18 protein-coding genes are annotated in these 26512 nt (G+C 72.8%); 10 read left to right on the top strand and 8 right to left on the bottom strand.

What is annotated here, in order from left to right; translation table 11 throughout:
• Positions 1-57: 57 nt before the first annotated feature.
• Together HIR71_RS08285 and HIR71_RS08280 are read right to left on the bottom strand one after the other, a co-directional pair.
• On the bottom strand, positions 58-1374 hold the full coding sequence (locus HIR71_RS08285; RefSeq protein WP_169324594.1) for a hypothetical protein: 1317 nt from the start codon (positions 1372-1374) through the stop codon (positions 58-60).
• On the bottom strand, positions 1371-1724 hold the full coding sequence (locus HIR71_RS08280) for a DUF6507 family protein (RefSeq protein ID WP_169324593.1): 354 nt from the start codon (positions 1722-1724) through the stop codon (positions 1371-1373). The genes HIR71_RS08285 and HIR71_RS08280 overlap by 4 nt, the downstream gene beginning before the upstream one ends.
• 326 nt (positions 1725-2050) lie before the next feature.
• On the opposite strand from HIR71_RS08280, the gene HIR71_RS08275 reads away from it, so the two are divergent.
• From HIR71_RS08275 to HIR71_RS08245, 7 genes are all read left to right on the top strand, one after another.
• Positions 2051-5053 carry a hypothetical protein gene (locus tag HIR71_RS08275; protein WP_169324592.1) on the top strand — a complete coding sequence of 1001 codons (3003 nt, stop codon included), beginning with the start codon at positions 2051-2053 and terminating at the stop codon, positions 5051-5053.
• A gap of 12 nt (positions 5054-5065) precedes the next feature.
• Positions 5066-6892 (top strand): pre-toxin TG domain-containing protein, encoded by a 1827-nt coding sequence (locus tag HIR71_RS08270; RefSeq protein ID WP_169324591.1) that lies wholly within the window; start codon positions 5066-5068, stop codon positions 6890-6892.
• A 33-nt stretch (positions 6893-6925) separates the two neighbouring features.
• Positions 6926-9502, top strand: a complete 2577-nt coding sequence (locus HIR71_RS08265) for a glycoside hydrolase family 43 protein (protein WP_211373951.1) — start codon at positions 6926-6928, stop codon at positions 9500-9502.
• 252 nt (positions 9503-9754) lie between these two features.
• Entirely contained in the window at positions 9755-11095 is a 1341-nt protein-coding gene (locus HIR71_RS08260; protein WP_169324590.1) for an ABC transporter substrate-binding protein, read from the top strand.
• Positions 11096-11097: 2 nt separating this feature from the next.
• Entirely contained in the window at positions 11098-12057 is a 960-nt protein-coding gene (locus HIR71_RS08255) for a carbohydrate ABC transporter permease (protein WP_169324589.1), read from the top strand.
• A gap of 1 nt (position 12058) precedes the next feature.
• Positions 12059-12970, top strand: coding sequence for a carbohydrate ABC transporter permease (locus HIR71_RS08250; RefSeq protein WP_169324588.1), 912 nt, complete (start codon positions 12059-12061; stop codon positions 12968-12970).
• A gap of 4 nt (positions 12971-12974) precedes the next feature.
• Positions 12975-14006 carry a glycoside hydrolase family 43 protein gene (locus tag HIR71_RS08245; RefSeq protein WP_169324587.1) on the top strand — a complete coding sequence of 344 codons (1032 nt, stop codon included), beginning with the start codon at positions 12975-12977 and terminating at the stop codon, positions 14004-14006.
• Between the two features lie 145 nt (positions 14007-14151).
• On the opposite strand, the gene HIR71_RS08240 is transcribed toward HIR71_RS08245, so the two are convergent.
• The 6 genes from HIR71_RS08240 to HIR71_RS08215 form a co-directional block, all read right to left on the bottom strand.
• Entirely contained in the window at positions 14152-16248 is a 2097-nt protein-coding gene (locus HIR71_RS08240; RefSeq protein ID WP_169324586.1) for an elongation factor G, read from the bottom strand.
• A 162-nt stretch (positions 16249-16410) separates the two neighbouring features.
• Positions 16411-18702 (bottom strand): immune inhibitor A domain-containing protein, encoded by a 2292-nt coding sequence (locus tag HIR71_RS08235; protein WP_311836179.1) that lies wholly within the window; start codon positions 18700-18702, stop codon positions 16411-16413.
• Between the two features lie 138 nt (positions 18703-18840).
• Positions 18841-19551 carry a nucleoside/nucleotide kinase family protein gene (locus HIR71_RS08230; protein WP_169324584.1) on the bottom strand — a complete coding sequence of 237 codons (711 nt, stop codon included), beginning with the start codon at positions 19549-19551 and terminating at the stop codon, positions 18841-18843.
• Positions 19548-20504, bottom strand: coding sequence for a PfkB family carbohydrate kinase (locus HIR71_RS08225; protein WP_169324583.1), 957 nt, complete (start codon positions 20502-20504; stop codon positions 19548-19550). The genes HIR71_RS08230 and HIR71_RS08225 overlap by 4 nt, the downstream gene beginning before the upstream one ends.
• 195 nt (positions 20505-20699) lie before the next feature.
• Positions 20700-21650: an FKBP-type peptidyl-prolyl cis-trans isomerase gene (locus tag HIR71_RS08220; RefSeq protein WP_249051695.1), complete on the bottom strand. Its 951-nt coding sequence runs from the start codon at positions 21648-21650 to the stop codon at positions 20700-20702.
• A 155-nt stretch (positions 21651-21805) separates the two neighbouring features.
• Entirely contained in the window at positions 21806-22426 is a 621-nt protein-coding gene (locus HIR71_RS08215) for a flavodoxin family protein (RefSeq protein WP_169324581.1), read from the bottom strand.
• A 212-nt stretch (positions 22427-22638) separates the two neighbouring features.
• On the opposite strand from HIR71_RS08215, the gene HIR71_RS08210 reads away from it, so the two are divergent.
• From HIR71_RS08210 to HIR71_RS08200, 3 genes are all read left to right on the top strand, one after another.
• On the top strand, positions 22639-24222 hold the full coding sequence (locus HIR71_RS08210; RefSeq protein ID WP_169324580.1) for an HNH endonuclease: 1584 nt from the start codon (positions 22639-22641) through the stop codon (positions 24220-24222).
• A 74-nt stretch (positions 24223-24296) separates the two neighbouring features.
• Positions 24297-25190: an SDR family oxidoreductase gene (locus HIR71_RS08205; RefSeq protein WP_169324579.1), complete on the top strand. Its 894-nt coding sequence runs from the start codon at positions 24297-24299 to the stop codon at positions 25188-25190.
• A gap of 280 nt (positions 25191-25470) precedes the next feature.
• The gene (locus HIR71_RS08200; protein WP_169324578.1) at positions 25471-26325 is read left to right on the top strand and encodes an SDR family oxidoreductase; all 855 of its coding nucleotides are present in this window, start codon (positions 25471-25473) and stop codon (positions 26323-26325) included.
• Positions 26326-26512: the final 187 nt, after the last annotated feature.

Genomic DNA, 26512 nt, shown 5'->3' with positions numbered 1-26512 from the left:
ATGATCGGCCGATCGGGGGCACCAGACCGAGACCGTGCGGCGACCGCGCGCTGCCGCTCAAGGCCGGCCCGCGAGATCGAGCGTCGCACGCGGCGCCGGCGCCTGCGTGGTGCAGTCCTGTGCCACCCCGACGGGACCTGCCGGGGCCTGGCACGCCGGCGGCGGGATGTCGACCGGCGGCCGCGGCACCTGGCTGCCGGGCGCGGACGGTGTCGTCGGCAGGTCCGGGACGAGCGGTGACCCGCCCCCCAGCTTCGCCAGCTCGCCGAGCCGTGGCAGCGCAGCCCGGCCTGTCGAGGCGACGGCGAGCGTGACGGCGAGCGGGTCGACGAGGTCGCCCACCCGGGAGACCGCGGCAGCCGCGCGAGCGGTCCGCGACGTCGTCCCCACGGCGGTCGTGCCGGCCTTGACGCCAGCCGTGGCGCCGAACGTCACGACCCCCGCGCCGAGCGTCATCACCGTGAAGAGTGCGTTCCCGGCGGCGCGTGCGGGGTCGTCCGCCCAGAGGTCCCACCCGACGGCCGCCTTCCCGACGGCCGTCCAGGCCTCCCCGGCGGTCCCGAGCGACACGCCGTCCTCCGAGACACCGACGAGCGTCCCGAGCGCGCGCCATCCCGTCGCGGCGGTCTCGAGCGAGAACCCGTCGCGGCCGAACCCGGCCAGGCCGACGATGCCCTCGAGGGGCACGAGCAACGAGTCGACCACGATCCCGTCCCAGAGCAGGCGCTTGGTCGCGTCGAGGGCCGCCTTGGCGCACGGGTCCCGACGCGGGACGACGGGCCCCCACGGCATGACGATGTCGGGGCTGATGGCCTCGACGCCGTACCCCCACGGGTCGTCCACGGACGTCATGGGGCGCCACCCCGCCAGGCAGTCGAGGCCGACGATCAGGTTGGCGCACCGCCTCTCCGCGTCCCACAGGGCGATCTGCTGGGCATCGACCTTCACCCGCAGATCGGTGTTCCGGTCGACCAACGCCTGGTCGAACTGCCAGTCCGGCGTGGTGGTGGTCAGTCGGACGAACGCGCGCGCGTCGTCCTGGAGGGTGCGCAGCGCCCGCGTGATCGGGCGCACGTCCTCGGCGAACGTCCGGAGCGCTCCGGCGACGAGGCCGAGCCGGTCACCGACCCACCGGGCAGCCGGCTCGACCGGGTCCATCAGCGCCCACAGCGTCGGCGCCTCCGGCGCCTGGTAGCACGACGACAGACCGCGCCAGGCCAGCACGACGGCCGCGCCGCCGTCGCGCAGGTCGTGCGCGCGCGTGGTCAGCGCGACCGCTGCGTCCAGGATCGCGTCGGCGTCGAGGTCGCTGCCCGGGATCGCGTCCGGGACGATCATGCGCAGCGAGCGCCGATCGATCGCCGCGGCGGTCATGCGCCGTTCCTGGCGACCGATTCCAGACGGCCGCCGAGCGCGACGGACGCGGCCATCGCCTGCTGCTCGGCCGCCATCTGCTCGTCCCCGCGCTCGTACGCGACCGTGGCGGTCAGTGCGCCCGCCACGGCATCGTCGATCCGCGCGTCCACCAGCCTGAGCTCGACCGCGCGGTTCTCGACGAAGATCGCGAGCGCTTCGCCGATGACCGGGCTGTCGGCGCACGCGTCGAGCGCCCCCGCGATCGCGGTGTCGATCCCTCGCACGGTGTCGTCGAGGCCGGCTGCCTCGAGCCGTACGTGCTCCAGCACGGCCCGGACCTCCGCCGGGGAGATGCTCCACGAGGTCACTCGTGCCTCCAGTCACCCGTCCGCGGTGGCGCCGCGTCGCGGGGCCGTCATCGGCCGCCCGATGCCGAAGCTAGGAGCGAACGCGCCGACGCCTCGCGGGTCATGCACACCTGGGCGGTCTTGGCTGGGCTGTGGGCGGCTCACGTGCCGGCCGGCCGACGCGGTCGTCCACAGGGCGCGACAGGATGCTCCTCCGTGAAGCAGCCGGATGTACGTAGGTGGACGGCTCCTGCTCCTTGGTGGGTGGAACTCGACGCGGTCGCCCGGGCACGGGCCGACGGCGCCGCACCCGGAGCAGCTCCCCGTCCCGAGCCCTGGCGGCCACCATGCAGAGCAACACCACCGAGAACGTCTTCCGGTTCATGCAGCTGAGGCCGGTCGCGCCGGTCGAGCTCGACCCGAGCGGCGCGGGCGGCGTCGACCTGGTGGAGTCCCGGCTCCTGCACGCGCTCGTCGACGCGCGCCCTGACGAGCGCACCGCGATCGCGCACGAGTTCCTCGCGCAGGACGAGCGCGGGCAGGCGGTGCTCGACTCGACCGACACCCGACGCGTCGTGGCCCTCGCCCGGGACGTGCTGTGCCGCGGGGGGACGACTGCGGATCTCGTCGCCGCGCTCGCCCGGGAGATCTCCGCGTCCGAGACCTCCGCGTCCGAGATCTCCGCGTCCGATGGGGCCGCGGTCGAGGGGGGCTGGCCCGGGGCCGCCTCCGAGCGGTTCGCCGACGCGTTGGACGCCCTGTCAGACGCCGTCCTCGCTCGCCGGGTGCGCGGCGGCGCGAAGGACCGTGGGCGGTTCGAGCGGCTGCTGCGGCTCCACGCGCTCGTCGTCGACGGCGGTCGGCGGACCGATCAGCGGCTGCGCAGCTACCTCCACGCCCCGGTGCGGCTGCCGGCTGCGCTGAGGGACGTCGTCGGGCAGCCGGCACGCGGGCTCGGTGCGCGCCGCGCGCGGGGCGACCAGGACGCCGACGGCGCCGTCGGGCAGGGAGCCGGCGACGCCGTCGCGCAGGGGTCGGCGCCACGCCTGTGGGGCCGTGCCCCCGACCTGTCCGCCGCGACGCGTGTCCAGCAGGCAGTCGCCGAGCTGGCCGGGTACGCGCGTCCCGGGCTCCTCGTGGTCCCGGGCGTCGACGTCCGCCCCACTGACGCCGACGACATGGCGGAGGCGAGCGCCGACGCGCACGCCGACCCCGAACGCCCCCGGCGCGTCCCGTACTCCCTCGTGCCCGACGCCGTCGCGCGCCTGTCGCAGCCGACGCTGCAGCTCCTCGCCGACCTCGAGCTGGACCCGACCGCGCACCCGCTCGAGGTCGTCGTCGACAGGCTGACCGCCGAGCTCGAACGGCGGGTGCGCCTGGGCCTGCGTCCCGCGCCTCTCCCGCCGCCGCCGGACGTCGACGACGACGAACGCCCCTACCTCCGCGACGTCGGCGTGGCCGACCTGCTCGTCGTCAAGCAGCACCTCAAGCGCTACCAGCGCATGGACGTCGCGCACGTCGAGAACGTGCTCGCCGGCGAGACCAGGTCCCGCAACCATCGTGCCCTCGAGCGCATCGAGGAAACCTTCACGACCGAGCGCGAGACCACGACCGAGCGTCAGACCGAGCTCGAGACGGCCGACCGCTTCGAGCTGAACCGCGAGGCTTCACGCACGGTCAAGCGCGACCAGGAGTTCGGGTTCGGGCTCTCCCTCTCCGGGCGGTACGGCCCCTCGGTCGAGTTCTCGAGCGAGGTCCGGGCGAGCAGCTCCACCTCGACGGAGGACTCGACGACGAGCGCGCAGACCTACGCGCGCGACGTCATCGAGCGCTCGCTCGAACGGGTGATCGAGCGAGTGCGCGAGGAGCAGGTCCGCCGCATCACGCGCGAGCGCGAGGAGGTCAACCTCCACGAGCTCACCAACACGACGACCGAGCACGTCAGCGGCGTCTACCAGTTCATCGAGAAGGTCTACGAGAGCCAGGTCTTCAACTACGGCATCCGCCAGATGTTCGACTTCATGGTGCCGGAGCCGTCGTCCTACGTCTGGCACCTGGAGCGGTCGACGGCCGAGCTCGCGCTGCCCACTCCGCCGATCCCCCTCGAGACGCGCGCCCCTGATGCCACCGCGATCGACGAGGTCAGCTACCGGCCGCTCGCCGCGCTCTACGGGGCGGAGGGGATCACCACGCCGCCGCCGGTCTTCGTCACGGCGTCGTCGACGGTCATGCACGGCGAGGGGGCCGACGACGAGGGTGAGGAGGGCCAGCCGCGCAGCACCCTGACGCCGGACCTCGCCATCCCGGCCGGGTACCGCCCGTACCGCGCGACGGTGCAGCTCATGGCGCTGACCGACGACCTCCTGACGGTCGCCGTCACGGTCGGCCGGTCGCAGCGGGTGTGGCGGCCCGGCAGCACGACGACCGACGTCGGCTCCGACCACTCGATCGGACGGGTCTCGCTCGACATGGGCCTGCTGACGTCGGACGCCTACGAGGGCCAGAGCAAGCTGCCGGTGCACCTGCTCGCGTACGAGACGAACACCTACTCGGCATCGGTCGACGCCGTCTTCACCCGCACCCTCGAGCACTACGAGGCCTGGCAGCTGTCGACCTACGACAAGCTCGTCGACGCGTACCAGCGCAAGGTCCAGGTCTACGACAGCCAGGTCGCCGAGATCCAGGCCAAGGCCGACGCCGAGGCGCAGCGGTCCTCGTCGCGGTTCGTCGCGCCGCCCACGCAGAACCTCCAGACGGTCCGCGACGAGCTCAAGAAGCACTGCATCTCGATCGTCACGCGGCAGCGGTACGGCCAGTTCCAGGCGACCCAGGACACCGACCCGCCGTACTTCGACTTCACCGACGCCGAGGACGAGGGCAGCTTCATCCGGTTCTTCGAGCAGGCCTTCGAGTGGGACCAGCTCCAGTACGTCTGCTACCCGTACTACTGGGGCCGGCGCAGCACCTGGGCCGAGCGGTTCCTGCGGCAGGACGCCGACCCGGCGTGGCTCGAGTTCCTGCGTTCGGGAGCGGCGCGCGTCGTCGTCCCCGCGCGGCCCGGGTTCGAGGCCGCGATCGCCTACTACCTCGAGACCGGGAAGATCTGGCGCGGCGGGGAGGTCGACCCGGACGACCCGCTCGGCGGTCTCCCGGACATCGACGACCCGCTCTACGTCTCGATCCTCACCGAGATCATGGAGCGGACCGGTGCCCCGCAGGGCGAGATCCCGGTCGGCGAGCCGTGGCTCACCCACGTCCCGACGCCGCTGGTGGTCCTGCGGCCCGACGACGACCTGCCGCGGTGGAAGCGCGTCGACCCCGACGGCTGGGAGTGGGACGAGGACGAGTAGCGGCCCGCCGCCATGGGTGACCTCGCGCCGTTCAAGAAGCAGCTCCGCGTCCAGCAGGCGCAGCTGGCCGCGGTGCTGCGCGGCGGGATCGAGACGTCGCAGCGCATCGCGATCATGCGGCTGACCCTGGGGATCATGACCGAGATGCTCCGGTCCAGCCCGGTGCTCGTCGAGGGGTTCAAGGCCCAGGCCACCACGTTCATGAGCGCCGAGCTCGCGTGGCAGGAGGCCTGCACGATCATGGCCGAGAAGCGGCTGCGACCGATCCAGCGCGACCTGACCGCCTACAAGAACAAGGTCGCCGAGTACGACGCGCTGGTCGCCGAGAACCAGCGGAAGCTGCAGTCGGTCTACCGGGTGGTCCACGGCGACACCAAGCTCTACATCCGCTACAACACGCAGACCAAGACGGTCGTCGACGAGATCAACGCGGCGCTCCTGCGGGCCCAGGTGTTCCACGAGCCCGACGACGACTTCTTCAGGGTCACCGCCGAGCAGGCGCTCGACCGGCTCCTGCTCGTGGAGCGCCCCGACCTGTACGCCGCGTACCGCGCCGCGTCCGAGCTGCCCGCCGACATCATCGAGGTGCGGCCGGATCCCGTCGACCGACCGTTCTTCGTCGAGGCCATCGAGTTCGCCGTCGGGTTCATCCCGATCGTCGGGAGCGCCGTCGCCGCGTACGAGGCCTACTCGGGCAAGGACCTGTTCGGTTATGCGCTCTCGGACGCCGAGCGCGCGGTGCTCGCCGCGAGCATCCTGCTGCCGGCCGCGGGCCGGCTCGCCAAGCAGGGCCGCGCGCTCTACACGGCCGACCGGATGGCGTCGCTCTACGGGGACGACGCCGCGCGCTGGTCCTACGCGATGGCGATGGGCGAGCGCGTCTCGGCCGACGTCGCGGGGGTCCGCAGCCTGCGCGCGGCCGACGCGACCGTCGCGAGCAAGAAGCCGCTCGGGCGCACCGCGTCGCACGACGTCGCGCTCACGTTCGACCGGCTGAAGGTGTCGACCGCCGCGTTCAAGGAGACCCCGCAGGCGCTCGACCCGAAGCTCACCGCCGCCCTGCGCACCGTCACGACCCGGCACCCGGCGTTGGCCGGCCTGGACGAGCTCGCCCTCGACCGAGCGGTCCGCAAGGGCTACGGCAAGACGCTGGACGAGCGCGCCGAGGGCGTGAAGGGACAGCTGCTCGAGGAGCTGCTGGAGAACCGGGTCGTGACGTGGCTCCGCGAGGGCACGGGCAAGCGTGCGCTGGGTCTCGAGGACGTCGCGGGCGAGCTCGAGTTCTTCCCGGGCCACCTCATCCGCGGGTTCCGCGGGTCGCAGCTGACGGACGGCGTCCTCGTGCGCCGGGTGGGTGACAAGCTCGAGATCGTCGCGGTCTTCGAGGCCAAGGCGGGCGCGTCGTCGGCCGAGAAGCTGCACATCGGCAGCTCGAAGCAGACCAAGGCGGACCAGCGCGAGCTGCGGCGGTACGCACGCGACGTTCTCGAGGAGCTCGAGGAGCGCGCCAAGCTCGAGGGCACCAAGGTGACGGAGACCGTCGAGTCGATCATGGAGGGCGTCATCAAGACGGAGAAGGGCGGCCAGATCCGCCGGAGCCTCGAGCGGCTCACCGAGCAGGGGATGTGGGTCAACTCGCAGAAGGTCGACGTGACGATCGACCTGGCGCGGACCAAGTGGTTCGGCGTGGTGCCTCGGGACGTGCCGGCAGCCGTGGCCAAGGAGGTGCTCACGAAGCAGGGCATCAAGAACTTCGACGTGCTCGGCATGGACGTGCTCGAGAAGGACCTGCTGGACGCCGCGAAGAGCCTTCTGACGAGCCTCGGTGCCGCTCCGTGACCCTCCCACGCCGCGCCCGAGGACAGCTCGGGGGTGAAACCGGGCGTCTCGGGCCGCCTCGCCGCGCGGCACCGGCGCGCCGGGAGTAGGAACGAGGGCAGCGTCAACGACGACGCGAGCGTCGACGACGACGCGGCCGAGCGCACCACGGGAGCAGCCGTGAGCAGTCGCAGATCTGTCCTGACCACGGTGTCCGCCCTCACCACGGTGTCCGCCCTCACCACGGTGTCCGCCCTCACCACGGTGTCCGCCCTCACCACGGTGGCCACGGCCGTCGCTCTCGCCCTGGTGGGCGCGATCCCGGCGTCGGGCGCGGGCACCGGGGTCGCCGCGGTCACCGCGGTCACCGCGCGCGGACCCGACCGGGCGCCGTCGTCCACCAACCCGATCAGCGCCGAGTTCGCCGACACCTACGCCGATCCCGCGGTGATCCGCGGCAAGGACGGCTGGTGGTACGCGTACGGGACGACCGACCCGCTGCTCGAGGGCGAGGGGACGCGCCACCTGCTCCCGATCTCCAGGTCGGCCGACCTGGTCGAGTGGGAGTACGTCGGCGACGCCTTCACCGAGGCGACGATCCCGTCCTGGGCGGACACCGCCGTGAACGCGGCCCTGTGGGCGCCCGACATCCGCTACGTCGACGGCGAGTACCGCCTGTACTACGTGGTGACGGAGTCGAACCTCAGCCCCGAGCGCAACGACAACGCCGTCGGCGTCGCCACGGCGCCCACCCCGACCGGCCCGTGGACCGACTCGGGCGACCCCGTCGTCGACCCATGGCGCGCCGGGCCCGACAACTACCTGTGGACGTTCGACCCGAACCACGTGATGGCCGAGGACGGCACGGAGTACCTGTTCTACGGCTCGTACTACGGCGGCATCTGGGTCACCGAGCTCGACGAGACCGGCACCGAGGCCGTCGGCGAGCCGACCCAGGTCGCCATCGACAACAAGTTCGAGGGCGCGTACGTCGTGCAGCGCGACGACTGGTGGTACCTGTTCGCGTCGACCGCGAACTGCTGCGCCGGCCCGACGACCGGGTACAGCGTCCAGGTCGGCCGGTCGCAGGACCTCACCGGTCCGTACGTCGACCGCCAGGGCGTCCCGCTGCTCGACTCGCGCGCGGGCGGCACGCCGACGCTCTACCAGAACGGCAACACCTGGATCGGGACCGGACACAACGCCGTGGTCCGGGACCTCGCCGGACAGGACTGGATCGTCTACCACGCCCTCGACCGCGAGGACCCGTTCCTCGACGAGCCGTTCGGGATCAACGAGCGGCCCATGCTGATGGACCGGCTCGACTGGATCGACGGCTGGCCCGAGGTCAACGCCGGCGCGGGGCCGTCCGAGGGCCCGATGCCCGGTCCGGTCACGGACGGGCGCTTCGTCACGACCTTCGACGACGGCCTGCCGCACCGCTTCGACGACCAGGGTGCGTGGACCACGGCCGAGGACCCGCAGTCCGGCACCTACGCCGCGGCTTCGGGTGACGGGGAGCACCTGCTGGTCACGCAGCCGTCGGCCCCGCGTGACGTGCGGGTCGAGGCGGACTTCCGCCTGGCCGACGCCGCCGACGCCGCCGCGTACGGCCTCGTCGCCGCCTCGCGCTGGCAGGCCGAGGGTCCGAAGCAGCGCAACAGCACCGGGACGGCGATCCAGGCGTTCGTCGACCCGGCGGCCGGCGAGCTGGTGCTGCGCACGGTCCGGCGCGGCGAGACGACCGCGGAGGTCCGCCAGGCCCTGCCGGAGGGCCACACCGCCACGTGGCACAGCCTCGCGCTCGAGGTGCGCGACGGCGTCGCGACCGCCGAGCTGACCGAGGCGCGGCTGTTCGACCCGCTCGCGGACGTGGAGCTGACGCTCCCGGCCGGTACGCGGCTCAACGGCCAGGCAGGCGCGTACGCGGGCGACGGCGGCGTGCACGTCGACAACCTCTCCGTCGTCGAGGCGGCGGAGCCCGTGACCGAGGCCGTGCCCCGGCCGACGCCCGGCACGCTGCTGCCGGAGTACAGCGACGAGTTCGCCGGCCCGGACCTCGAGGGCTGGACCGTGCTCGACGCCGAGGAGGCCACGGTGGTCGACGGTGAGCTCACGTGGGACGTCGAGGCGGGCGACCTCGGCGGACCGGGCCGCACGGCCGGCCTGCTCCTGCGCGACCCGCCCGAGGGCGACTGGACGGTCGAGACGCAGCTCCAGATCGACCTCGGCACGGATGACATCCGCAACTTCCAGCAGGGCGGGCTGGTCGTCTACGCGAACGACGACCTGTGGCTGCGCCTGTCGCACGTCGCGATCTGGAACACGCGGCAGACCGAGTTCGGCAAGGAGATGCCGTTCGCGGACGGGCTGTCCTACGGCGGGACGATCATCGGCCCGCCCGGCGACACGACGTGGCTGCGGATCGTCCACCGGACCGACGCGGCCGGGGAGAACGAGTTCCAGGCGTTCACGAGCAACGACGGATCCACCTGGGTGGCGGGCGGCACGTGGACCCTGCCGGCCGGGACGGACTTCCGGATCGGTCTGATCTCGCACGGGCTGCGGCCCGACGCGAACCCGGAGCCGGCCACGTCGGAGTTCGACTACTTCCGCGTCTACGCCGACTGACCCACCCCCGCCGAGTGCGACGTCCCGCCGGCCATCCGCTCGTGGCGAGCGGCGGGACGTCGCCCTCGCCAGGTGCCCGGGGCCAGGGGCGGACGCCGGAGAAGGTCACGGAATGGTGACGGAAGGCAAGTGCGTCGCGCCAGCGGGTGCCGAACCTGGACGTTCGCGGTACGAACGACCTACAGGAACGACAGGTCCACCTGTCCGCCCGCAACCACGCGGGCCCGGACAGCCTCACCAAGGAGCTCAACGATGAGAACCACGGGAAACCGGTCAGGCTCGCAGCGGCGTCGCCTCGTCCTCGGATCTGTCGCCGCGACGTCGGCGCTCGCCCTCGCGGCCTGCGGCGGCGGCGCGACGCCGGAGGAGGCCGCCCAGGGCGGCGGCGAGGCGCCGGAGTTCACCGGTGAGTACACCGGGCCCGAGGTCGAGCTGTCGTACTGGAACGGGTTCACCGGCGGTGACGGACCGTTCATGGACCAGCTCGTCGAGGAGTTCAACGCCGAGCACGACAACATCACGGTCGTCCAGAACACGATCCAGTGGGCCGACTTCTACCAGCGGCTCCCTGCTGCGGTCCAGGCCGGCGAGGGCCCCGAGGTGGGAGCCATGCAGATGGAGCAGCTCGCCACCAACGCCGCCCGCAACGTCATCGTGCCGGTGGACTCCGTCGCGGAGAACCTCGAGCTCGACGAGAGCGACTTCCCCGAGGAGGTCTGGAACGCGGGCATCTACAAGGACCAGCGCTACGGCATCCCGCTCGACGTCCACTCGCTGGCCATGTACTACAACACCGAGCAGTTCGCCGCCGCCGGCATCACCGAGCCGCCCACCGACGAGGCGTCGTTCATGGCCGCGCTCGACAAGCTGCAGGCGGCCGGGTACCAGCAGCCGTTCTGGATGCCCACGCTCTGGCCTGCCCACCTGATCTACCTGTCGCTGCTCTGGCAGAACGGCGGCGAGCCGTACGCCGAGGACGGCTCCGAGGCGCTGTGGGACTCCGAGGAGGGCGTCGCGGCGCTCGAGTGGATGCGCTCGATCGTCGACGCCGGCTACAGCCCTCCGAACGTCGCGATCGACACGCAGTACCAGGCCTTCAAGAACGGCGAGAACTCGATCACGTTCGACGGCATCTGGCAGATCAACGACCTCAAGGCGACCGGCATGCCGTGGGCGATCGCGCCGATCCCGGTGTTCGGCGAGAACGACCGCGTCTGGGCCAGCTCGCACAACTTCTTCATCACGCGCCAGGCGACCGAGGACGAGAACAAGTACCAGGCCGCACAGGTCTTCCTCGCGTGGATGTCCGAGCAGTCCGGCGAGTGGGCGGGGTCCGGGATGATCCCGGCCCGCAACTCCGTCCGCGAGGAGGGCGCCCTCGACGGGATGTCGCAGGAGGTCATCGCCGAGAAGATCGACACGCTGCGGTTCCTGCCGCCCGTCCCGGGCATCGGCCAGGTCCAGGCGGACGAGCTCGAGCCCGCGGTGTCCGAGTCCATCCTCGGCTCCGCGTCCCCCGAGGCGGCGCTCAGTCAGGCGACCAGCCAGGCGACCGAGCTCATGCAGCGCAACCTCGAGCAGTTCGGAGGCTGACCATGACGTCCACCCCCGTCGCGGCCCCCCAGAGCGGCGTCAGGGTCGACGACGTCCGTCGCGGGCCGCGGCGGGGCCTGGCGACCCACGGGAAGCTGGCGCCCTGGCTGTTCCTGGCGCCCTACCTGGTGCTCTTCGGCACGTTCGTCATCGCGCCGATCGTCCTCGGGTTGTGGATCAGCCTGCACCGGTGGGACTACACGCTCCCCGGCAAGCCCTTCGTGGGCGGGGAGAACTACTCCGACCTGTTCCGTCCCGACTCGCTCATCTACGAGTCGTTCTGGAACTCGATGCAGGCGACCGGCATCTTCACGCTGTTCAGCGTCCCGCTGCTCCTCGTGATCCCGCTGCTGGTCGCGCTCGTGATGAACAAGAAGTTCCCGGGGCGCAACCTGTTCCGGGCCGTGTACTTCGCGCCGTACGTGCTCGGGGTCGCGGTGGTCGCCGTGCTGTGGCGGTACCTGCTGGACCGGAACATCGGGCTCGTCAACTACTACCTCGACCTGGTCGGCCTGCCGAGCGAGACCGCGTGGACGACGTCGATCCCGGCCGCCTGGATCGCCCTGGTCGGGGTCACCGTGTGGTGGACGCTGGGCTACAACGCCGTGATCTACCTCGCCGGGCTCCAGGACATCCCCAAGGAGCTGTACGAGGCCGCCACCGTCGACGGCGCCAACAGGTGGCAGCAGTTCTGGAACGTCACCATGCCGGGGCTCCGGCCGGTGCTCCAGTTCGTCACCGTCATCACGATCATCGCGTCGGCCAACATGTTCGGGCAGTCGTACCTCATCACCCAGGGCGGTCCCGGGCGCGAGACCCGCACGGCGATCTACCAGATCGCCGAGACCGGCCTGCGGAACTATCAGATGGGGGCCGCTGCGGCCATGAGCTACGCGCTCACCCTCGCGCTCATGCTGCTCAGCCTCGCCGTGTTCTGGCTGTTCCGGGAGAGGAAGGCCTGACATGACCGACACGACGGTGCGCCGCGGGACGACCGCGGGCTCGAGCCGCGCCCGCCCGCCCGCGACCGCGGAGGGCGAGGGCGGCGCCGGACGCGGCGCGCGGACGTTCCTGCGCTACCTGCTGCTCGTCCTGGTCGGCCTGCTGTTCCTCAGCCCGCTGATCTTCATGATCGTGACGTCGTTCAAGACCCGGGCCGACGCCGGCGCCTACCCGCCGCAGTGGATCCCGAACCCGTTCACGACGCAGGCGTACGAGTCGATCCTCACCGCCAGCGGCACGCCGGTGCTGCGCTGGTTCGCCAACAGCATGATCGCGGCGCTCTCGAACGCCTTCCTGGTGGTCGCGACGTCGGCGCTGGCGGCGTACGCCCTGGCCCGCATGCGGTTCCGGGGCCAGAAGATCGTCTTCGCGCTGATCATCGCCACGCTGTTCGTGCCCCCGGTCATCCTGATCATCCCGAACTACCTGATCGTCGGTGAGCTGCAGTGGCTGAACACGTTGCTCGCGGTGATCGTCCCCACGGCGGCGTCGGCCTTCGGGGTGTTCTTCCTGCGGCAGTTCTTCCTCGGGATCCCGCTGGAGCTCGAGGAGGCGGCCCGCCTCGACGGTGCGAGCACGTGGGCGATCTTCTGGAAGGTCGTGCTGCCGCTCTCGCGTCCCGCCCTGGCGACGCTGGCGCTGCTCGCCCTCCTGACGAACTGGAACGACTTCCTGTGGCCGGTGTACGTGCTGTTCGGGCCGGACCAGCAGACGCTGCCGGCCGGCCTGTCGACGCTGCAGTCGGCGAACGCGGTGCGCTACGACCTCCTGATGGCCGGCGCGGTCATCGCGAGCGTCCCGGTCCTGCTCCTGTTCGTCTTCCTCCAGCGCTTCATCATCGAGGGCGTGTCCCGCTCGGGCCTCAAGGGCTGAGCGGGTGCGCGCGCCAGGGGCCCAGGCGCTCGCCGTCTCGCTCGTCCTCGCGCTCGCGGCCTGCGGTACGGGCGACGACGCCGGGTCCGCGACGGACGACGCCGGCTCCCCCGCGCCGTCGTCGGCTCCCGGTGCGACGTCGTCGGGCACTGCGGGGGACGGCGCGGGAGGCGACAACCCGGTCCTCGCGGACGACTTCCCCGACCCCGACGTGCTCGAGGTCGACGGCACCTACTACGCGTACGCGACCAACGGGAACAGCCGGAACGTGCGTGTCGCGCGGTCGGACGACCTGGTCGAGTGGGAGGAGCTGGACGACGCCCTGCCGCGGCTGCCGGCCTACGTGGTGCCCGGCAAGACGTGGGCCCCCGAGGTCACCCGGCTCGCGCCGGACCGGTACGTCCTCTACTACACGGCGACCAGCTTCCGGCCCGCGCTGCAGTGCATCGGGGTCGCGGTCGCGTCTGCGCCGGAGGGGCCGTTCGAGCCGGTGGGCGACGCGATGCTCGTGTGCCCGCCCGAGGAGGGCGGCGCGATCGACGCGTCGACCTTCCTCGACGCCGACGGCACGCAGTACCTGCTGTGGAAGAACGACGGGAACTGCTGCGGGCTCGACACGTGGCTGCAGCTCGCGCCCCTCACCGCGGACGGGCTCGCGCTCGCGGGGCCGCCCGTGCGCCTCGTCACGCAGGACCAGCCGTGGGAGGGGAACCTGGTCGAGGCGCCGACCCTCGTCGAGCGCGACGGCAGCTACGTGCTGCTCTACTCGGCCAACGACTACGGCGGCAGCGCGTACGCCATCGGCTACGCGACCGCGCCGGCGGTCACGGGTCCCTACACCAAGGACCCCGAGCCGCTCCTGACGACGTACCGCGACGCGGAGTACGTGGGCCCGGGCGGCCAGGACGTCGTCGTCGGGCCCGACGGCGAGGACCGCCTGGTGTTCCACTCCTGGTACGGCCAGAACACGTACCGCGCGATGAACGTGCTCCCGCTCGACTGGCAGGACGGCCGCCCGGTGGTCGAGGTCGACTGACGCGTCCCCATTCCTCCCGTTACCGCGGAGCTGTCAGGCGATGCGCGCCCCGGGCAGCGCGACACGTCTGACAGGTGTGCGCTCCGACGGGGTTGTCAGGCGGTGCGCGTGCCGGGGGCCGCGGGAGGTCTGACAGGTCGGAGGGTCAGCGTGCGCCCGCGACCGCGGCCTGCGTGGTGACGCGCTCGACCAGGTGGTCCGGGAGCACGTCGTAGTGGTCGTGCACCGCCTCGAACGTGCCGCGCCCCCCGGTGAGCGAGCGGAGGTCGAGCACGTACCGCACGATCTCGGCCTCGGGGACCATCGCGGTGATGACCTGCCGCCCGTCGTCGAGTGCGCTCGTGTGCAGGATCCGCCCGCGGCGCGTGCTGAGGTCGCCGAGCACGTCGCCCTGGCTCTCGCCCGGCACGGTCACCGTGACGCGCGAGACCGGCTCGAGCACCGACGTGCCGGCCGCCTGCAGCGCCTCGCGGAGGCCGTGCGCGGCCGCCGTGCGGAACGCCATGTCGGACGAGTCGACCGAGTGGTACTTGCCGTCGTAGCACTCGACGCGCACGTCGACGACCGGGAAGCCGCGCGGTCCGCCCGCGGCCATGGCGTCGGTCACGCCGCGCTCGACCGCGGGGAGGTAGTTGCGCGGGATGGCCCCGCCGACGACGGAGTCGACGAACTCGGCGCCCTTGCCGCGCTCGGTCGGGCTGACCCGTAGCTGCGCGACGGCGAACTGCCCGTGCCCGCCCGACTGCTTCTTGACCTTGCCCTCGACGTCGGCCGCTCCCGCGATCGTCTCCCGGAACGGGATGCGGACCGGCTCGGTCTCGACGTTGACGCCGAACTTGCGTGCGAGCCGCTCGAGCGCGACCGCGAGGTGCGTGTCGCCGACCCCGCGCAGCACCGTCTGCGCGTACTGCCCCGACCGCTCGACCACGAGCGTCGGGTCCTCGGCGCACAGGCGGGCCAGCGCCCCCGAGAGCTTGTCGTCGTCGGCCTGGGTGACCGGCTTGAGCGCGACCGCGTAGGGCGTCGGCCGGGGCTCGGGCCCGACGACGCGCACCGGGGTCCCGCGCGACGCGAGCGCCGAGCCGGTCGGGCTCGCGGCGAGCTTCGCGACGGCCGCGATGTCGCCCGCGACGACCCGGTCCACGGGCAGGTGCTCCTTGCCGCGCAGCCGGAAGAGCCCGTGCAGCCGCTCCTCGGCCCGGGTCGTGGTGTTGACCAGCCGCTGCTCGTTCGTGACCGTGCCCGAGAGCACCGTGAAGAGCGACACCTGCCCCACGAACGGGTCGGCGACGGTCCGGAACACGTACACGAGCGGGTCGCCCGCGGGGTCGGCGTCGACCGTGATCTCGTCGGCGTCGGGCGCGTCCCCGACGCGCACCCGGGCCGGACGGTCGGCCGGCGAGGGCCCGATCTCGCACAGGAAGTCGGCGAGCCGGTCGATCCCGACACCCGTCGTCGCCGAGCCGACCAGCACCGGGAACGCGACGCCGTCCCGGACCTCGTGCGCCAGCGTCCGCTCGAGCTCGGACGCCGTGAGCACGTCGCCCGCGAGGTACCGCTCGAGCTGCTCGTCGTCCCCCGAGACGATCTCCTCCGCGACCTCGTCGTGCAGGCGGTGCTCCTCGTCCGCCAGGTCGTCGGGAAGGGGCGCGGGGTGCCGGCCCGCGTCGTCGTAGGCGAAGCCCTGGTCGCTCAGCACGTCGGCGACCCCGTGGAACGCGTCCTCCTCGCCGATCGGCAGCTCGAGCGCGACGAAGCCTGAGCCGAAGCGCTCGCGCAGGCGGGCGAGCTGCGTGCGGAAGTCGGCGCGGGCCTTGTCCTCCTTGGTGACGAAGACGAGCCGCGGGATCCCCGCGGCTCGGCACTGCTCCCACACCTGCTCGGTGCCCACCTCGATCCCGTCGACGGCGCTCACCACCACCACCGCGAGGTCCGCGACCGACAGGGCCGCATCCACCCCGCCGACGAAGTCGGCGTATCCCGGGGTGTCGATCAGGTTGACGCGGTACGACTCGCCGTCGGACGCGGTCCAGTCGAACGGGGCGACGGCCAGCGAGAGCGAGATGCCGCGCTTGATCTCCTCGGCCTCGAAGTCGCACACGGTGGTGCCGTCCTCGACGCGGCCGGCGCGCGGGATCGCACCGGCCCTCAGCAGCAGGGCCTCGGCCAGCGTGGTCTTGCCGCTCGAGCTGTGGCCGACGAGGGCCACGTTCCGGATCCGGGGCGTCGTCGCCGTGTCCATGCGGGTCTCCTTCGTCGGAGTGTGGCTCGCGCTTCATGCTAATGAGCGGTGCAAGGGGCGCTCGTGGGTCGAACGGCCCGACGGCGAGGGGTCGCCGAGCTGGCTGCTCGGCGACCCCTCGCCGTCATGCTGGGCGCCTGCCGATCGTGCCGTCGCCCCCGCTCACTGCGCGGGGTTGACGACGTCGATGGTGAGGTCGTCCCCGGCGTCGCCCGTGACCGTGACCCTCACGCCGGCACCGGCGAGGCGGACGCTGTTCTGCGGGTTGTCCTGCGAGTAGTACGCGTCCGGGTCGCTGTCGTCGAACACCGGGATGCCCGGGTTGCTCGGCGCGCACGCCTCCCGCGGCACGACGGTCTCACCCTCGAGCCGCTCCGAGTAGAGGCACACCGCGTCCGTCGGCTCGAGGCCGAACGTCGCGTCGAACGGCTGGCGCCGGTTCGTCGGGCGTCCGAGCCCGTCGGAGTACGTGAACGACTCGGGCCGGGCGTCCACGACCAGCGCGTTCCCGGTGCCCGGGTGCTGCGAGACGTTGTTGTCCGGCTGCGAGTGGTCGACCGACCAGACGAGCATCCCGTTCTGGTACGGGAAGAAGTCGACCCAGCTCGGCATCGTGAACGGGCGGCTGAACTGGTACGGCCCGGTGCGCAGGGTGTCGTCCCAGCCGACGTACTCGCGGTTCTCCACGAGGTAGTAGCGGTCGCTGAAGCCCTCGACGGTGCCGTTGCTGACCTGCCACAGCCCCGTCGTCGTCCAGCCGTTCGCACCGCTCTCGACGTCGTCGGTGAAGAGGACGCGCGAGCCGGCCTTCATCACGATGTTGTCGATGAACGCACCGGGGTTGTTGACCGCGACGTCGGTCTGGTACCGGAACCGGAACCAGGACGGCTGGTCCTGGGCGACGTACGAGAACCGCACGCGGTCCCACTCGCCGTCGGAGGTCCCGGTGACGGGCTGGCCGATGCGCTCCCAGGAGACGCCGTCGAGCGAGTACTCCGCGTAGAGGTAGTCGAAGTCCTCCTCGATGTCGTACCAGGCGTCCGCGGTCACGGTGACGCGCCCGGCGGGCGGTACCTGCCGGACGAGGAGCTCGTTGAGCTGGTCACCGCGGCCCGTCCACCACGCGGCCTCGCCGGAGGCCGGCGTCGTGTAGGTGGTCGACGTGAAGACGTCCGGCAGGTTGATGCGGACCGCCTGGTCCTTGCCCTCCTCCTGGAGCTGGGACGGGTTGAGCACGAAGCTGCCGCTCTGCCCCGGGTCGACCGTGCTGTAGTCGAGCCAGCCGAGGAACAGCTTCTCCTCGGGGCCCAGCAGGCCCGGCGTGGTGCCGATGCCCTCGTTGGTCTCGGCGCCGTGGCTGAGCCACGAGCCCGAGCTCATGACCGACCAGAACGCCGTGCCGTTCTCGCCGCCCGCGTAGTCGTAGAGGTCCGGAAGGCCCAGGTCGTGGCCGTACTCGTGCACGAAGACGCCGAGGCCACCGTTCTCCGGCTCGACGGTGTAGTCGCCGATCCAGTAGCGGGACCGGCCGATCTGCGCGCCGCCGCTGCGGTTGGGCGTCGCGCCGACGTCGGGGCCGGTGATGTTGAAGTCCGTGCCCCGCACGTACGAGCGGTGCGACCAGATGGCGTCGGGGTCGGCGCCGGCCTCCTCGCCCTCGCCCGCGTGGACCGCCTGGAACCGGTCGATGTACCCGTCGGCCTCGTCGAAGTTGCCGTCGTTGTCGAAGTCGTAGCGATCCCACACGTCGAACTGCGACAGGAAGGCATCGATCTGCGCGGGCGTCTGGCCCGCCGCGATCTGCGCGTCCCACCAGGCGGTGCCGGCGTCGGCGACGAAGTCCCACGGCCCCGCACCCTGCTGGTCGTTCTCGCGCACGTTGTCGCCGTAGTACGAGGCGTTCCACGGCACGGTCACCCAGTCGGTGACGACGTTCGTCACGGAGTACAGGCCGTTCGACACGTCCTCGAAGTACGTGCGCATGGACTCGCCGTCGCCGTTGAGCAGCTCCTCGTAGTACTCGCGGCTGAAGTCCGGGGCCCAGTAGGTCGAGTTGTCGACCGAGCGGTCCGGCTCGGGGATCTGGTTGTGGACGGGGCCGGGCGTGCGGCCCCAGCGGGACCGGTACCCGGTGCCGAACTCGGCGAGGATCGTGAAGATCCGGTCGTCGCCGGTCGTGGCGGTCTCGACGAAGGCGCCCTCGGCGACCTGGACGACGCCGTCGGCGTCGGCGGTGGCGGTGCCCTCGGCGAGGCGTTCGATCGCCGTCTTCCGCAGCTCCGCCTGGCGTTGGCCGAGCGGGCCGGGACGGTTGTCCGAGCGCGCCTCGGTGGAGGTGCTCTCGGGGGGAGCGGAGCCGTCGTCGGGGACGGCTCCCGCACCGGAAGGTGCCAGCGTGGCGACCAGGACGAGGCCCGCCGATCCGGCGAGCGCACGTGTGAGGACTCTTCTCACGGGGTTTCCTCTCCATCGAGGACCAGGCGCTCGTGGCTCACGAGTCATGGCGCCGTTGACCCCAGTAGGTTTGCACCTTTTCTGCCGCATCGGAACCGGGGCGCGGGCAGCGGGTGCGCACCCGGTCCGCCGAGGGGGTCAGCCGACGACGCCGACGACGCGGACGACCCGGTCGGCGCGGTCCCGCGTCGCGGCGACCAGGCGGGCGTTGCGCTCGTCGGTGCCGAGCGCCCACGCGCGGGCCTCGTCCGCCGACCGGCCGTGGGCGGCGTGCCGGCGGACGAGCCGGTCGATGCGGTCGCCGTGGCCGAGCTCGAGGAACCAGACCTCGTCGAGCAGCGCGCGCGCCCGTGCCCACGCGCCCGTGGCGAGCAGCAGGTAGTTGCCCTCGGTCACGACGAGCGGCACGTCGCTCGGCACCGGGACCGCCGAGCCGATCGGCTCCTCGAGGTCGCGCCGGAACTCGGGCGCGTAGACGACCTCACCGGCGACGGGCCCGCGGAGGCGACGCAGGAGCGCCACGTACCCCGCGTCGTCGAACGTGTCGGGCGCGCCCTTGCGGTCCTGGCGCCCGAGCCGGCGCAGCTCGTCCTGCGCGAGGTGGAAGCCGTCCATCGGCACGAGGACGGCGCGCTCCGGCCCGAGCGCCTGGACCAGGTGCGCGGCGACGGTCGACTTGCCCGCACCCGGTGGACCGGCGAGGCCGAGGATGCGACGTCGGCCCGGCGCGGCGAGGGCCGCCGCACGGGAGACGAGGTCGTCGAGCGTGCAGTCGACGGGATCGAGCGGGGCGCGGTGGCCGGTGCCCGGCTGTCGCCGGGCGCGATGGTGCGGCGGCTCGGCCGTCACCGGGCGACCGGGACCTCGGCCGCCGCGAGCCGCTCCGCGAGCACGTCGAGCCAGGCCCGCGGACCCGCGACCGTGCACCGCAGCGCTGCGACCCGCGCGGCCGCGTCGAGCGCCCGGCGCACGTCCGTGCCGTCGTCGTCGAACGCGCGCTGCGCGACGAACCACGCGAAGGCGCCGTGGAACGCGTCGCCCGCGCCGAGGGTGTCGACCGCGTCGACCCGCGGCACCGCGACCTCGTGCCGCAGGACGTGGCCCGACGGCGTGGGCCGCCACCAGCGGACCGGGTCGCCCCCGTGCGTGGTGACCACGTGGCCGACGCCGGCCTCGAGCAGCGCGATCGCGCTCGCCTCGGCGTCGGCTGTGCCCGGGGCGCGGAAGTCGGCGGAGCAGATGGCGACGTCGGCCCGCGGGACGAGCCGGGAGAACACGGGGCGCCAGCGGCCGGCGTCGAGGACGAGGACCGGGCGCTCGCGCTCGACGCCGCGCACGGCCTCGGCCGCCGCGACCGCGAGCCGGGGATGGTGCCCGTCGACGAGGACCACGAGCGCGTCCGCGAGGTGCCGGCCCAGGTCGGGTGGAGCGGCGACGTCGTGCCCGGCCGCATCCCGGGAGACGACGGCGCGGGCTCCGGTCGAGTCCGTGACCGCCACCGCCGAGACCGCGGGCGGCGTCGGGTCGTCGGGCGCGACGTCGACCACGTCGACGCCGCGCGACTCGAGCTCGGCGCGGATCAGGCGGGCGATCGGGTCCGTGCCGAGGGCGGTGACCAGGCGGGCGCGGCCGCCGAGCGCGGCGAAGGCGACCGCGGCGCCCGCGGCCGGGCCGCCCGCGGCGACGTCCTGCCGGGTGGCGGTCACCTTCTCGTCCGCGCCGGGCGGGTGGTCGACCCGGTGCACGACGTCGAGGGTCGCGAGCCCGACGAAGACGCCGGTCATGTCCGTCCCCGGGGCCATCGGGCCCACCACCTTCCGCGCCGGCTGCCGTGACGTCGTCGTGCACGGGGTCGTCGCCGGCGCCCGAGCCGGGAACGACGACGCCGAGAGTGACGTTCTGCCGCCCATTGTCGTGCGAGGAGGGGCAGAACGTCACTCTCGGCGTCGGGGGGGAGCCGAGCCGGCCGAGGCGCGGGGGCCGGCAGAGGGCTGCGGTCAGCCGACCGCGAGGATGTCGACGACGAAGACGAGCGTCGAGTTCGCGGGGATGGGGCCGCGCTCCTGGTCGCCGTAGCCGAGGGCGGGCGGGACGATCAGCAGGACCTGGCTCCCGACGGTCTGGCCGGCGAGGCCCTGGTCCCAGCCCTGGATGACCTGCTGGGTCCCGAGCGTCGTCGTGAACGGGGCGCCCTCCCACGACGAGTCGAACGGCGTGCCGTCCCACAGCCAGCCGCTGTAGTTGAAGGTGACGGTCTGCCCGGCCTCGAGCGGCGGGCCGTCGCCCTTGATCAGCGGCTGGACGACGAGCTCCGTCGGGGCCTCGCCGTCGACCGGCTTGACGCTCGGCACGCCCTCGTTGTCGAGCGCGACGACCGGGAGGCCGGCCGGCGGCACGACCGGCTCGCCCTCGGCGCGCGTCGGGATCGACCTCGCGTCCGCGACGTCGATCAGCATGAGCGCGGTGTTCTCCGCACCCGGGATCGCGAGGAGCACGCGCGCTCCGACGCTCTGGTCGCCGAGCACGTCGTTGAGCGCCGGGATGAGCTTCTCGTCGCCGAGCGTGATGCGATCGGGCTCGGCGCCGTACGTGGAGCCCTGCGTCGTGCCGTCGGCGCCCGAGACGACGACGTAGTGCATCGAGAGCACCTGACCGTCCTCGAGCGCCGCGCCCTCGCCCTCCGTGATGACGCGCGCGACGGCCGCCGACACCGTGAACGGCTGCTCGAACTCGAGGGTGGGGTCGGCGCCCTCCGCGCCCTCGGTGACCGTGACGGCCTCGAGCGCGGCGACGTCCTCGGCGCTCGGCTCGACCTCGGCGGGGGCGTCGGTGGCCGAGGTCTCGGACGGCGTCGCCTCGTCGCCCGGGTCGGTGCCGCCGGAGCAGCCGGCGAGCAGCAGGAGTGCGGCGGCGGTGGCGGCCACCGTGGCGCGAGGGAGTCGGCGCAAGATCGTGCCCTTCATCGTTCGGGGGGCCCGACGACGGTGGGCGCGCGACTGTGGAAGCTGCGCGCTCGGCGACGGACGTCGGGGACTTTACGGGCAGTTGCTGGGTGCGCGCTGGGAGCGGCCGGCTGGTGGGCGCCGTGGCCGGTGGTGCGGCATCACGCCGGCGGGTACGGCTGCGACTTGAGGAGCCGGGCGAGGTGGGCGGCGTTGGCGGCCAGCGTCGTGGTCGTGGCCGCGACCTTCTCGGGCGTCTCGTCGAGGTCCTTGTAGTCGACCGTCTCCATCGCCCGCCCGACCCAGTACGTGCCGCCGCCCGCCGGGATCGTGAACCCGACGTCGTTCAGCGCCTGGAACAGCTCGGCGCACACGTGGTGGGCGCCGTCCTCGTTCCCGACGACGGCGACGACCGCCACCCGGCCGAAGGTGCGCAGGCGCCCCTCGTCGTCGGCCTCGGAGAGCTCTGCGTCGAGGCGCTCGAGCGCGCGCTTCGTCACGCTGGACGGCTGGCCCATCCAGATCGGCGTCGCGAGGACGAGGACGTCGGCGCCCAGGATCTGCTCCCGGATCGTGGGCCAGGCGTCGCCGGGCCCCATGTCGAGCTCGACCCCGGGCTTGATGTCGTGGTCCGCGAGCCGGACGACCGTGCCGGTCACGCCGTGCGGCTTCATGGCGTCGAGCACCTGGGTGCCGAGCAGCTCGCTGCTCGACGGCTCCGACGACGACTTGAGGGAGCCGACGAGGAGGACGGCGGAGAGCTGGGTCGGTGGCGCGGTCATACCCGCATCGTGGTGCGGGTGCTGCGTGCGCGCCACCCGGTTGGACTCGGCGGTCTGTTCGGCTGTCTGCTTTGTCCTGATCGGGTAGGATCGAACACATGTTCGAGTCGAGGCGAGGGCCGGCGGTGGGGATGGGTGCGGCGGCGCCGGTGCCCAGCTCGTCGATCGGTCCGGTCTCACCCGTGGCCTCGCCGGCGCCGGATGTGGCGTCTGTGGTTGCCGCGGCGGAGCGGGTGGTGGTGGCGGCGCGGGGGGCGGACGGGTGGTCGGTCGCGGAGCGGCGTGCGGTGCTGGCGGGTCTGGATCGGGTGATCGACGGGTTGTCGGCGGTGCGGGCGGCGGTGCTGGTGGCCGAGCGGGAGTCGGGGGCGTGGCGGGGTGGGGGTGATCGGTCGTTCGAGGCGTGGCGGGGGCGCACGTCGCGGGCCGGGGCGCGGGCGGCGATGGTCCAGGTGCGGCAGGCCGAGGGTCTGGCGGCGGTGCCGGTGGTCGCGGCGGCGGTGACCGCAGGGCGGATCAGCCTGGAGCATGCGGGGGCGATCGCGAAGGTGGCCGGTGCGGGGACCGCGGTGCAGCGGGTGGCGGTGGTGTCCCCGGAGGGGCAGCGGCACCTGCTCGGGCTCGCGGAGCGGCTGGACGCCGGGACGTTCGCGACCGCGGCGGCGCGGTGGGCGGCGGCGGTGGACCCGGGCGGGCTGGAGCGGGACCACCAGGCGCAGCGGGCCGAGCGGTTCGTGCAGCTCACCCACACCCCGGCCGGCACCCTGGTCAAGGGTCGGCTGGACTCGATGGCCGGGCACCGGCTGGCGCTGGCGCTGGAGGCCGTGACCGCGCGGCCCGGGGTGGACGACGACCGGGACCACGGTCAGCGGCGCGCGGACGCGCTGGACACCATGGCGACTCGGATCCTGGGGTTCAAGGACACCAAGCCCGGCGCGCACGTGCCCGCGCAGGTGTCGTTCGTCCTGACCGCGCAGACCTGGCACGCCGCCCGCGCCGAACGCGACCGCCGCCGCACCCGCCGGGCCGGCGACGAGGAGAGCGCGACGACGAGCGCCGAGGCGGCGGGGGCGGCGGAGGCGGCTGGTGCGGCCGGGGTGGGCGCGGTGTCGTACGAGCCGGGGACGTCGTACGAGCCGGCGACGCTCGAGGACGGCACCCCGGTGCCCGGCACCGAGCTCGCCGCGGCGCTGTGCGACTGCGAGCTGACCCGGATCGTCCTGGACGCCCAGGGTGCGCCGATCGACCTGGGCCGCGCCGAGCGGGTCTACACCGGGCCGCAACGACGGGCCGTCATCGCCCGCGACCGGCAGTGCGCCTGGCCCCAGTGCGACGCGCACGCCCGCTGGTGCCAGATCCACCACATCGCCTGGTGGGACCGCGACACCGGAGCCACGTCCGTGGACAACGGCGTGCTGCTGTGCAACTTCCACCACCACGAAGTCCATCGACGCGAGCTGACGATCACCCGGCACACCCTCGGAGAACCACCCGGCTCCGAGGGATCACCCGGACACGACGGAGGCGTCGCCCGCGTCCGGTACGAGTTCCACGGCCCGGGCGGAGACCTGGTCGGCGCTCCGCCTGGGCTGTCGTGGCCGCGTGGGTCGGGCGGGCCGCCGGGTCTGCCGCTGCGTGGGTCGGGCGGGCCGCCGGGTCTGCCGCTGCGTGGGTCGGGCGGGCCGCCGGGTCTGCCGCCGCCGCGCGGGTCGGGCGAGGCGCCTGGAGGTGATCACGAGAGGCGAGTCACCGATCCGGTCACGGGCGTGAGCGTGCCCGCGTGGCTGCTGTCGTAGGGCGGCGTCGTCGTGCTCGCCGGGTCGCGTCGGCTCCGGTGGCGGGGGTCCGAGCATCGTGCCAACACTGAGGGATGAGCGATCAGACGACTCCCCAGGACCCTCGTTCCCAGTACCCGTCCGAGGAGGAGGGCACCGAGACGATCCCGCATCCCGGCGTCACCTCCCAGATGGACGAGAAGCCCGACCACGGCGAGGAGACGTACCGAGGATCCGGGCGGCTCGAGGGCAAGCGTGCCGTCATCACGGGGGGCGACTCCGGGATCGGTCGGGCCGTCGCGATCGCCTTCGCGCGGGAGGGAGCCGACGTGCTGATCTCCTACCTGCCCGAGGAGGAGGAGGACGGTCAGGCGACGCTACGGCTGGTCGAGGAGGCCGGGCGCAAGGGGGTCGCCGTTCCTGGGGACATCCGCGACGAGGCTCACTGCCAGTCGATCATCGACCGGGCGGTCTCCGAGCTCGGCGGCATCGACGTCCTCGTCAACAACGCGGCGTACCAGATGTCGCTCGAGAACAGCCTCCTCGACCTCACGACGGAGCAGCTCGACCGCACCTTCCGCACCAACATCTACGCCATGTACTGGCTGTCGAAGTTCGCCGTGCCGCACCTGAAGCCGGGCTCGTCGATCATCAACACGACCTCCGTCCAGGCCTACCAGCCGAGTCCCCAGCTCATCGACTACGCCGCGACGAAGGCCGCGATCCTCAACTTCACGCAGAACCTCGCGCAGTTCCTCGCCGAGAAGGGTATCCGCGTCAACGCGGTCGCTCCCGGGCCGATCTGGACGCCGCTCATCCCCGCGACGATGCCCGGCGAGAAGGTCGAGTCGTTCGGGCAGGACACGCCCCTCGGTCGGCCGGGCCAGCCGGCCGAGCTCGCGCCGCTCTACGTGTTCTTCGCCTCCCAGGAGTCGAGCTACGTCACCGGCGACCGTCTCGGCGCGACCGGCGGCAAGCCGCTGCGCTGACCCTGTCGGCCACACCTGTGACCGCCGCCGCCGTCGACGTCTCGCGTCGGGCGGGCGGCGTCGCGGAGTGATAGCCCCCAAGGGCGGGCCACCTCAGGCCGGTGGGACGCCGGCGGGCTCTCCACGAAGGCGGAGCGGGGCCGAGTCAGATGCGGCGGCGCATCGCCGGATGCCGACCGCGGTGTCGTGACGCCCGCGGTGTCCTGACGCCCGCGGTAACGATCCCGCCTCGCGATGGTTGTACCGGGTGCTGAACGCTCAACCATCGAGAGGATCGCTCATGTCCGTCGTCGTCACCGGTGCCACCGGCCACCTCGGCCGCCTCGTCGTCCAGTCCCTCCTCGCGGGCGGCCTGGCCCCACGCGAGATCGTCGCCGCCGGGCGCAGCGGCGAGAAGCTGGCCGACCTCGCGGACCGAGGTGTCCGTGTCGCGGCGATCGACTACTCGCAGCCGTCGACTCTCACCCCGGCGTTCACGGGCGCCGACGTGCTCCTCCTGGTCTCGGGCAGCGAGGTCGGGCAGCGTGTCCAGCAGCACGCGAACGCGATCGAGGCCGCGGTCGCCGCGGGCGTCGGCCGCATCGTCTACACGAGCGCACCGCACGCCGACACGACGACGCTCGTCCTCGCCCCGGAGCACAAGGCGACCGAGGAGCTGATCCGAGCGTCGGGCCTGCCCTTCACCATCCTGCGGAACGGCTGGTACACCGAGAACTACGTCACCACGGTGCGGCAGGCCGGCGAGACGGGCGAGATCGTCGCGAGCGTCGGGGAGGGCCGCGTCGCGAGCGCGACCCGCGCCGACTTCGCCGCGGCGGCCGCGGTGGTCCTGACGAACGCCGGCCACGAGGGCCGCACCTACGAGCTCACGGGCGACGTCGCCTGGGGGTTCGACGACCTCGCCACGGCTGCCGCCGAGATCTTCGGGCGCACGGTGATCTACCGGTCCGTGACGCCCGAGGAGCACCTGGCGACCCTCAGGGCGGCCGGTCTCGACGAGGCGACGGCCGGCTTCGTCGTCGCGCTCGACGCCGACCTGCGCGACGGGCTGCTCGCGGAGACGACCGGCGAGCTCTCGAAGCTCATCGGGCGTCCGACGACGCCGCTCGTCGAGGGGCTGCGCACCGCCCTCTGAGCGCGGCTGCGCACCGCCCTCTGAGCGCGGCTGCGCACCGCCCTCTGAACGCCGGCGTCTGACCCAGATCCGCGAGTAGTGCGGTTTGGTGGGTGTGTCGCGGAATGAACAGATGCCCCTGATCTGGGAAAATGAGGCTTGTTGAGGTTCTCAGGTCCCAGATCGAAGGGCATCTGTTCGATGGCAA

Source organism: Cellulomonas fimi, from assembly GCF_012952065.1.
GTDB lineage: Bacteria > Actinomycetota > Actinomycetes > Actinomycetales > Cellulomonadaceae > Pengzhenrongella > Pengzhenrongella fimi_A.
The sequence above is the reverse complement of the archived record's forward strand: the minus strand, read 5'-3'. Positions and strand labels throughout refer to the sequence as shown.

Excerpts from the sequence above, each read along its gene's own strand:
- HIR71_RS08200 (WP_169324578.1), top strand. The coding sequence starts at position 25,471 with ATGTCCGTCGTCGTCACCGGTGCCACCGGCCACCTCGGCCGCCTCGTC.
- HIR71_RS08270 (WP_169324591.1), top strand. The coding sequence starts at position 5,066 with ATGGGTGACCTCGCGCCGTTCAAGAAGCAGCTCCGCGTCCAGCAGGCG.
- HIR71_RS08250 (WP_169324588.1), top strand. The coding sequence starts at position 12,059 with ATGACCGACACGACGGTGCGCCGCGGGACGACCGCGGGCTCGAGCCGC.
- HIR71_RS08255 (WP_169324589.1), top strand. The coding sequence starts at position 11,098 with ATGACGTCCACCCCCGTCGCGGCCCCCCAGAGCGGCGTCAGGGTCGAC.
- HIR71_RS08285 (WP_169324594.1), bottom strand. The coding sequence starts at position 1,374 with ATGACCGCCGCGGCGATCGATCGGCGCTCGCTGCGCATGATCGTCCCG.
- HIR71_RS08205 (WP_169324579.1), top strand. The coding sequence starts at position 24,297 with ATGAGCGATCAGACGACTCCCCAGGACCCTCGTTCCCAGTACCCGTCC.
- HIR71_RS08275 (WP_169324592.1), top strand. The coding sequence starts at position 2,051 with ATGCAGAGCAACACCACCGAGAACGTCTTCCGGTTCATGCAGCTGAGG.
- HIR71_RS08225 (WP_169324583.1), bottom strand. The coding sequence starts at position 20,504 with ATGGCCCCGGGGACGGACATGACCGGCGTCTTCGTCGGGCTCGCGACC.
- HIR71_RS08215 (WP_169324581.1), bottom strand. The coding sequence starts at position 22,426 with ATGACCGCGCCACCGACCCAGCTCTCCGCCGTCCTCCTCGTCGGCTCC.
- HIR71_RS08260 (WP_169324590.1), top strand. The coding sequence starts at position 9,755 with ATGAGAACCACGGGAAACCGGTCAGGCTCGCAGCGGCGTCGCCTCGTC.
- HIR71_RS08240 (WP_169324586.1), bottom strand. The coding sequence starts at position 16,248 with ATGGACACGGCGACGACGCCCCGGATCCGGAACGTGGCCCTCGTCGGC.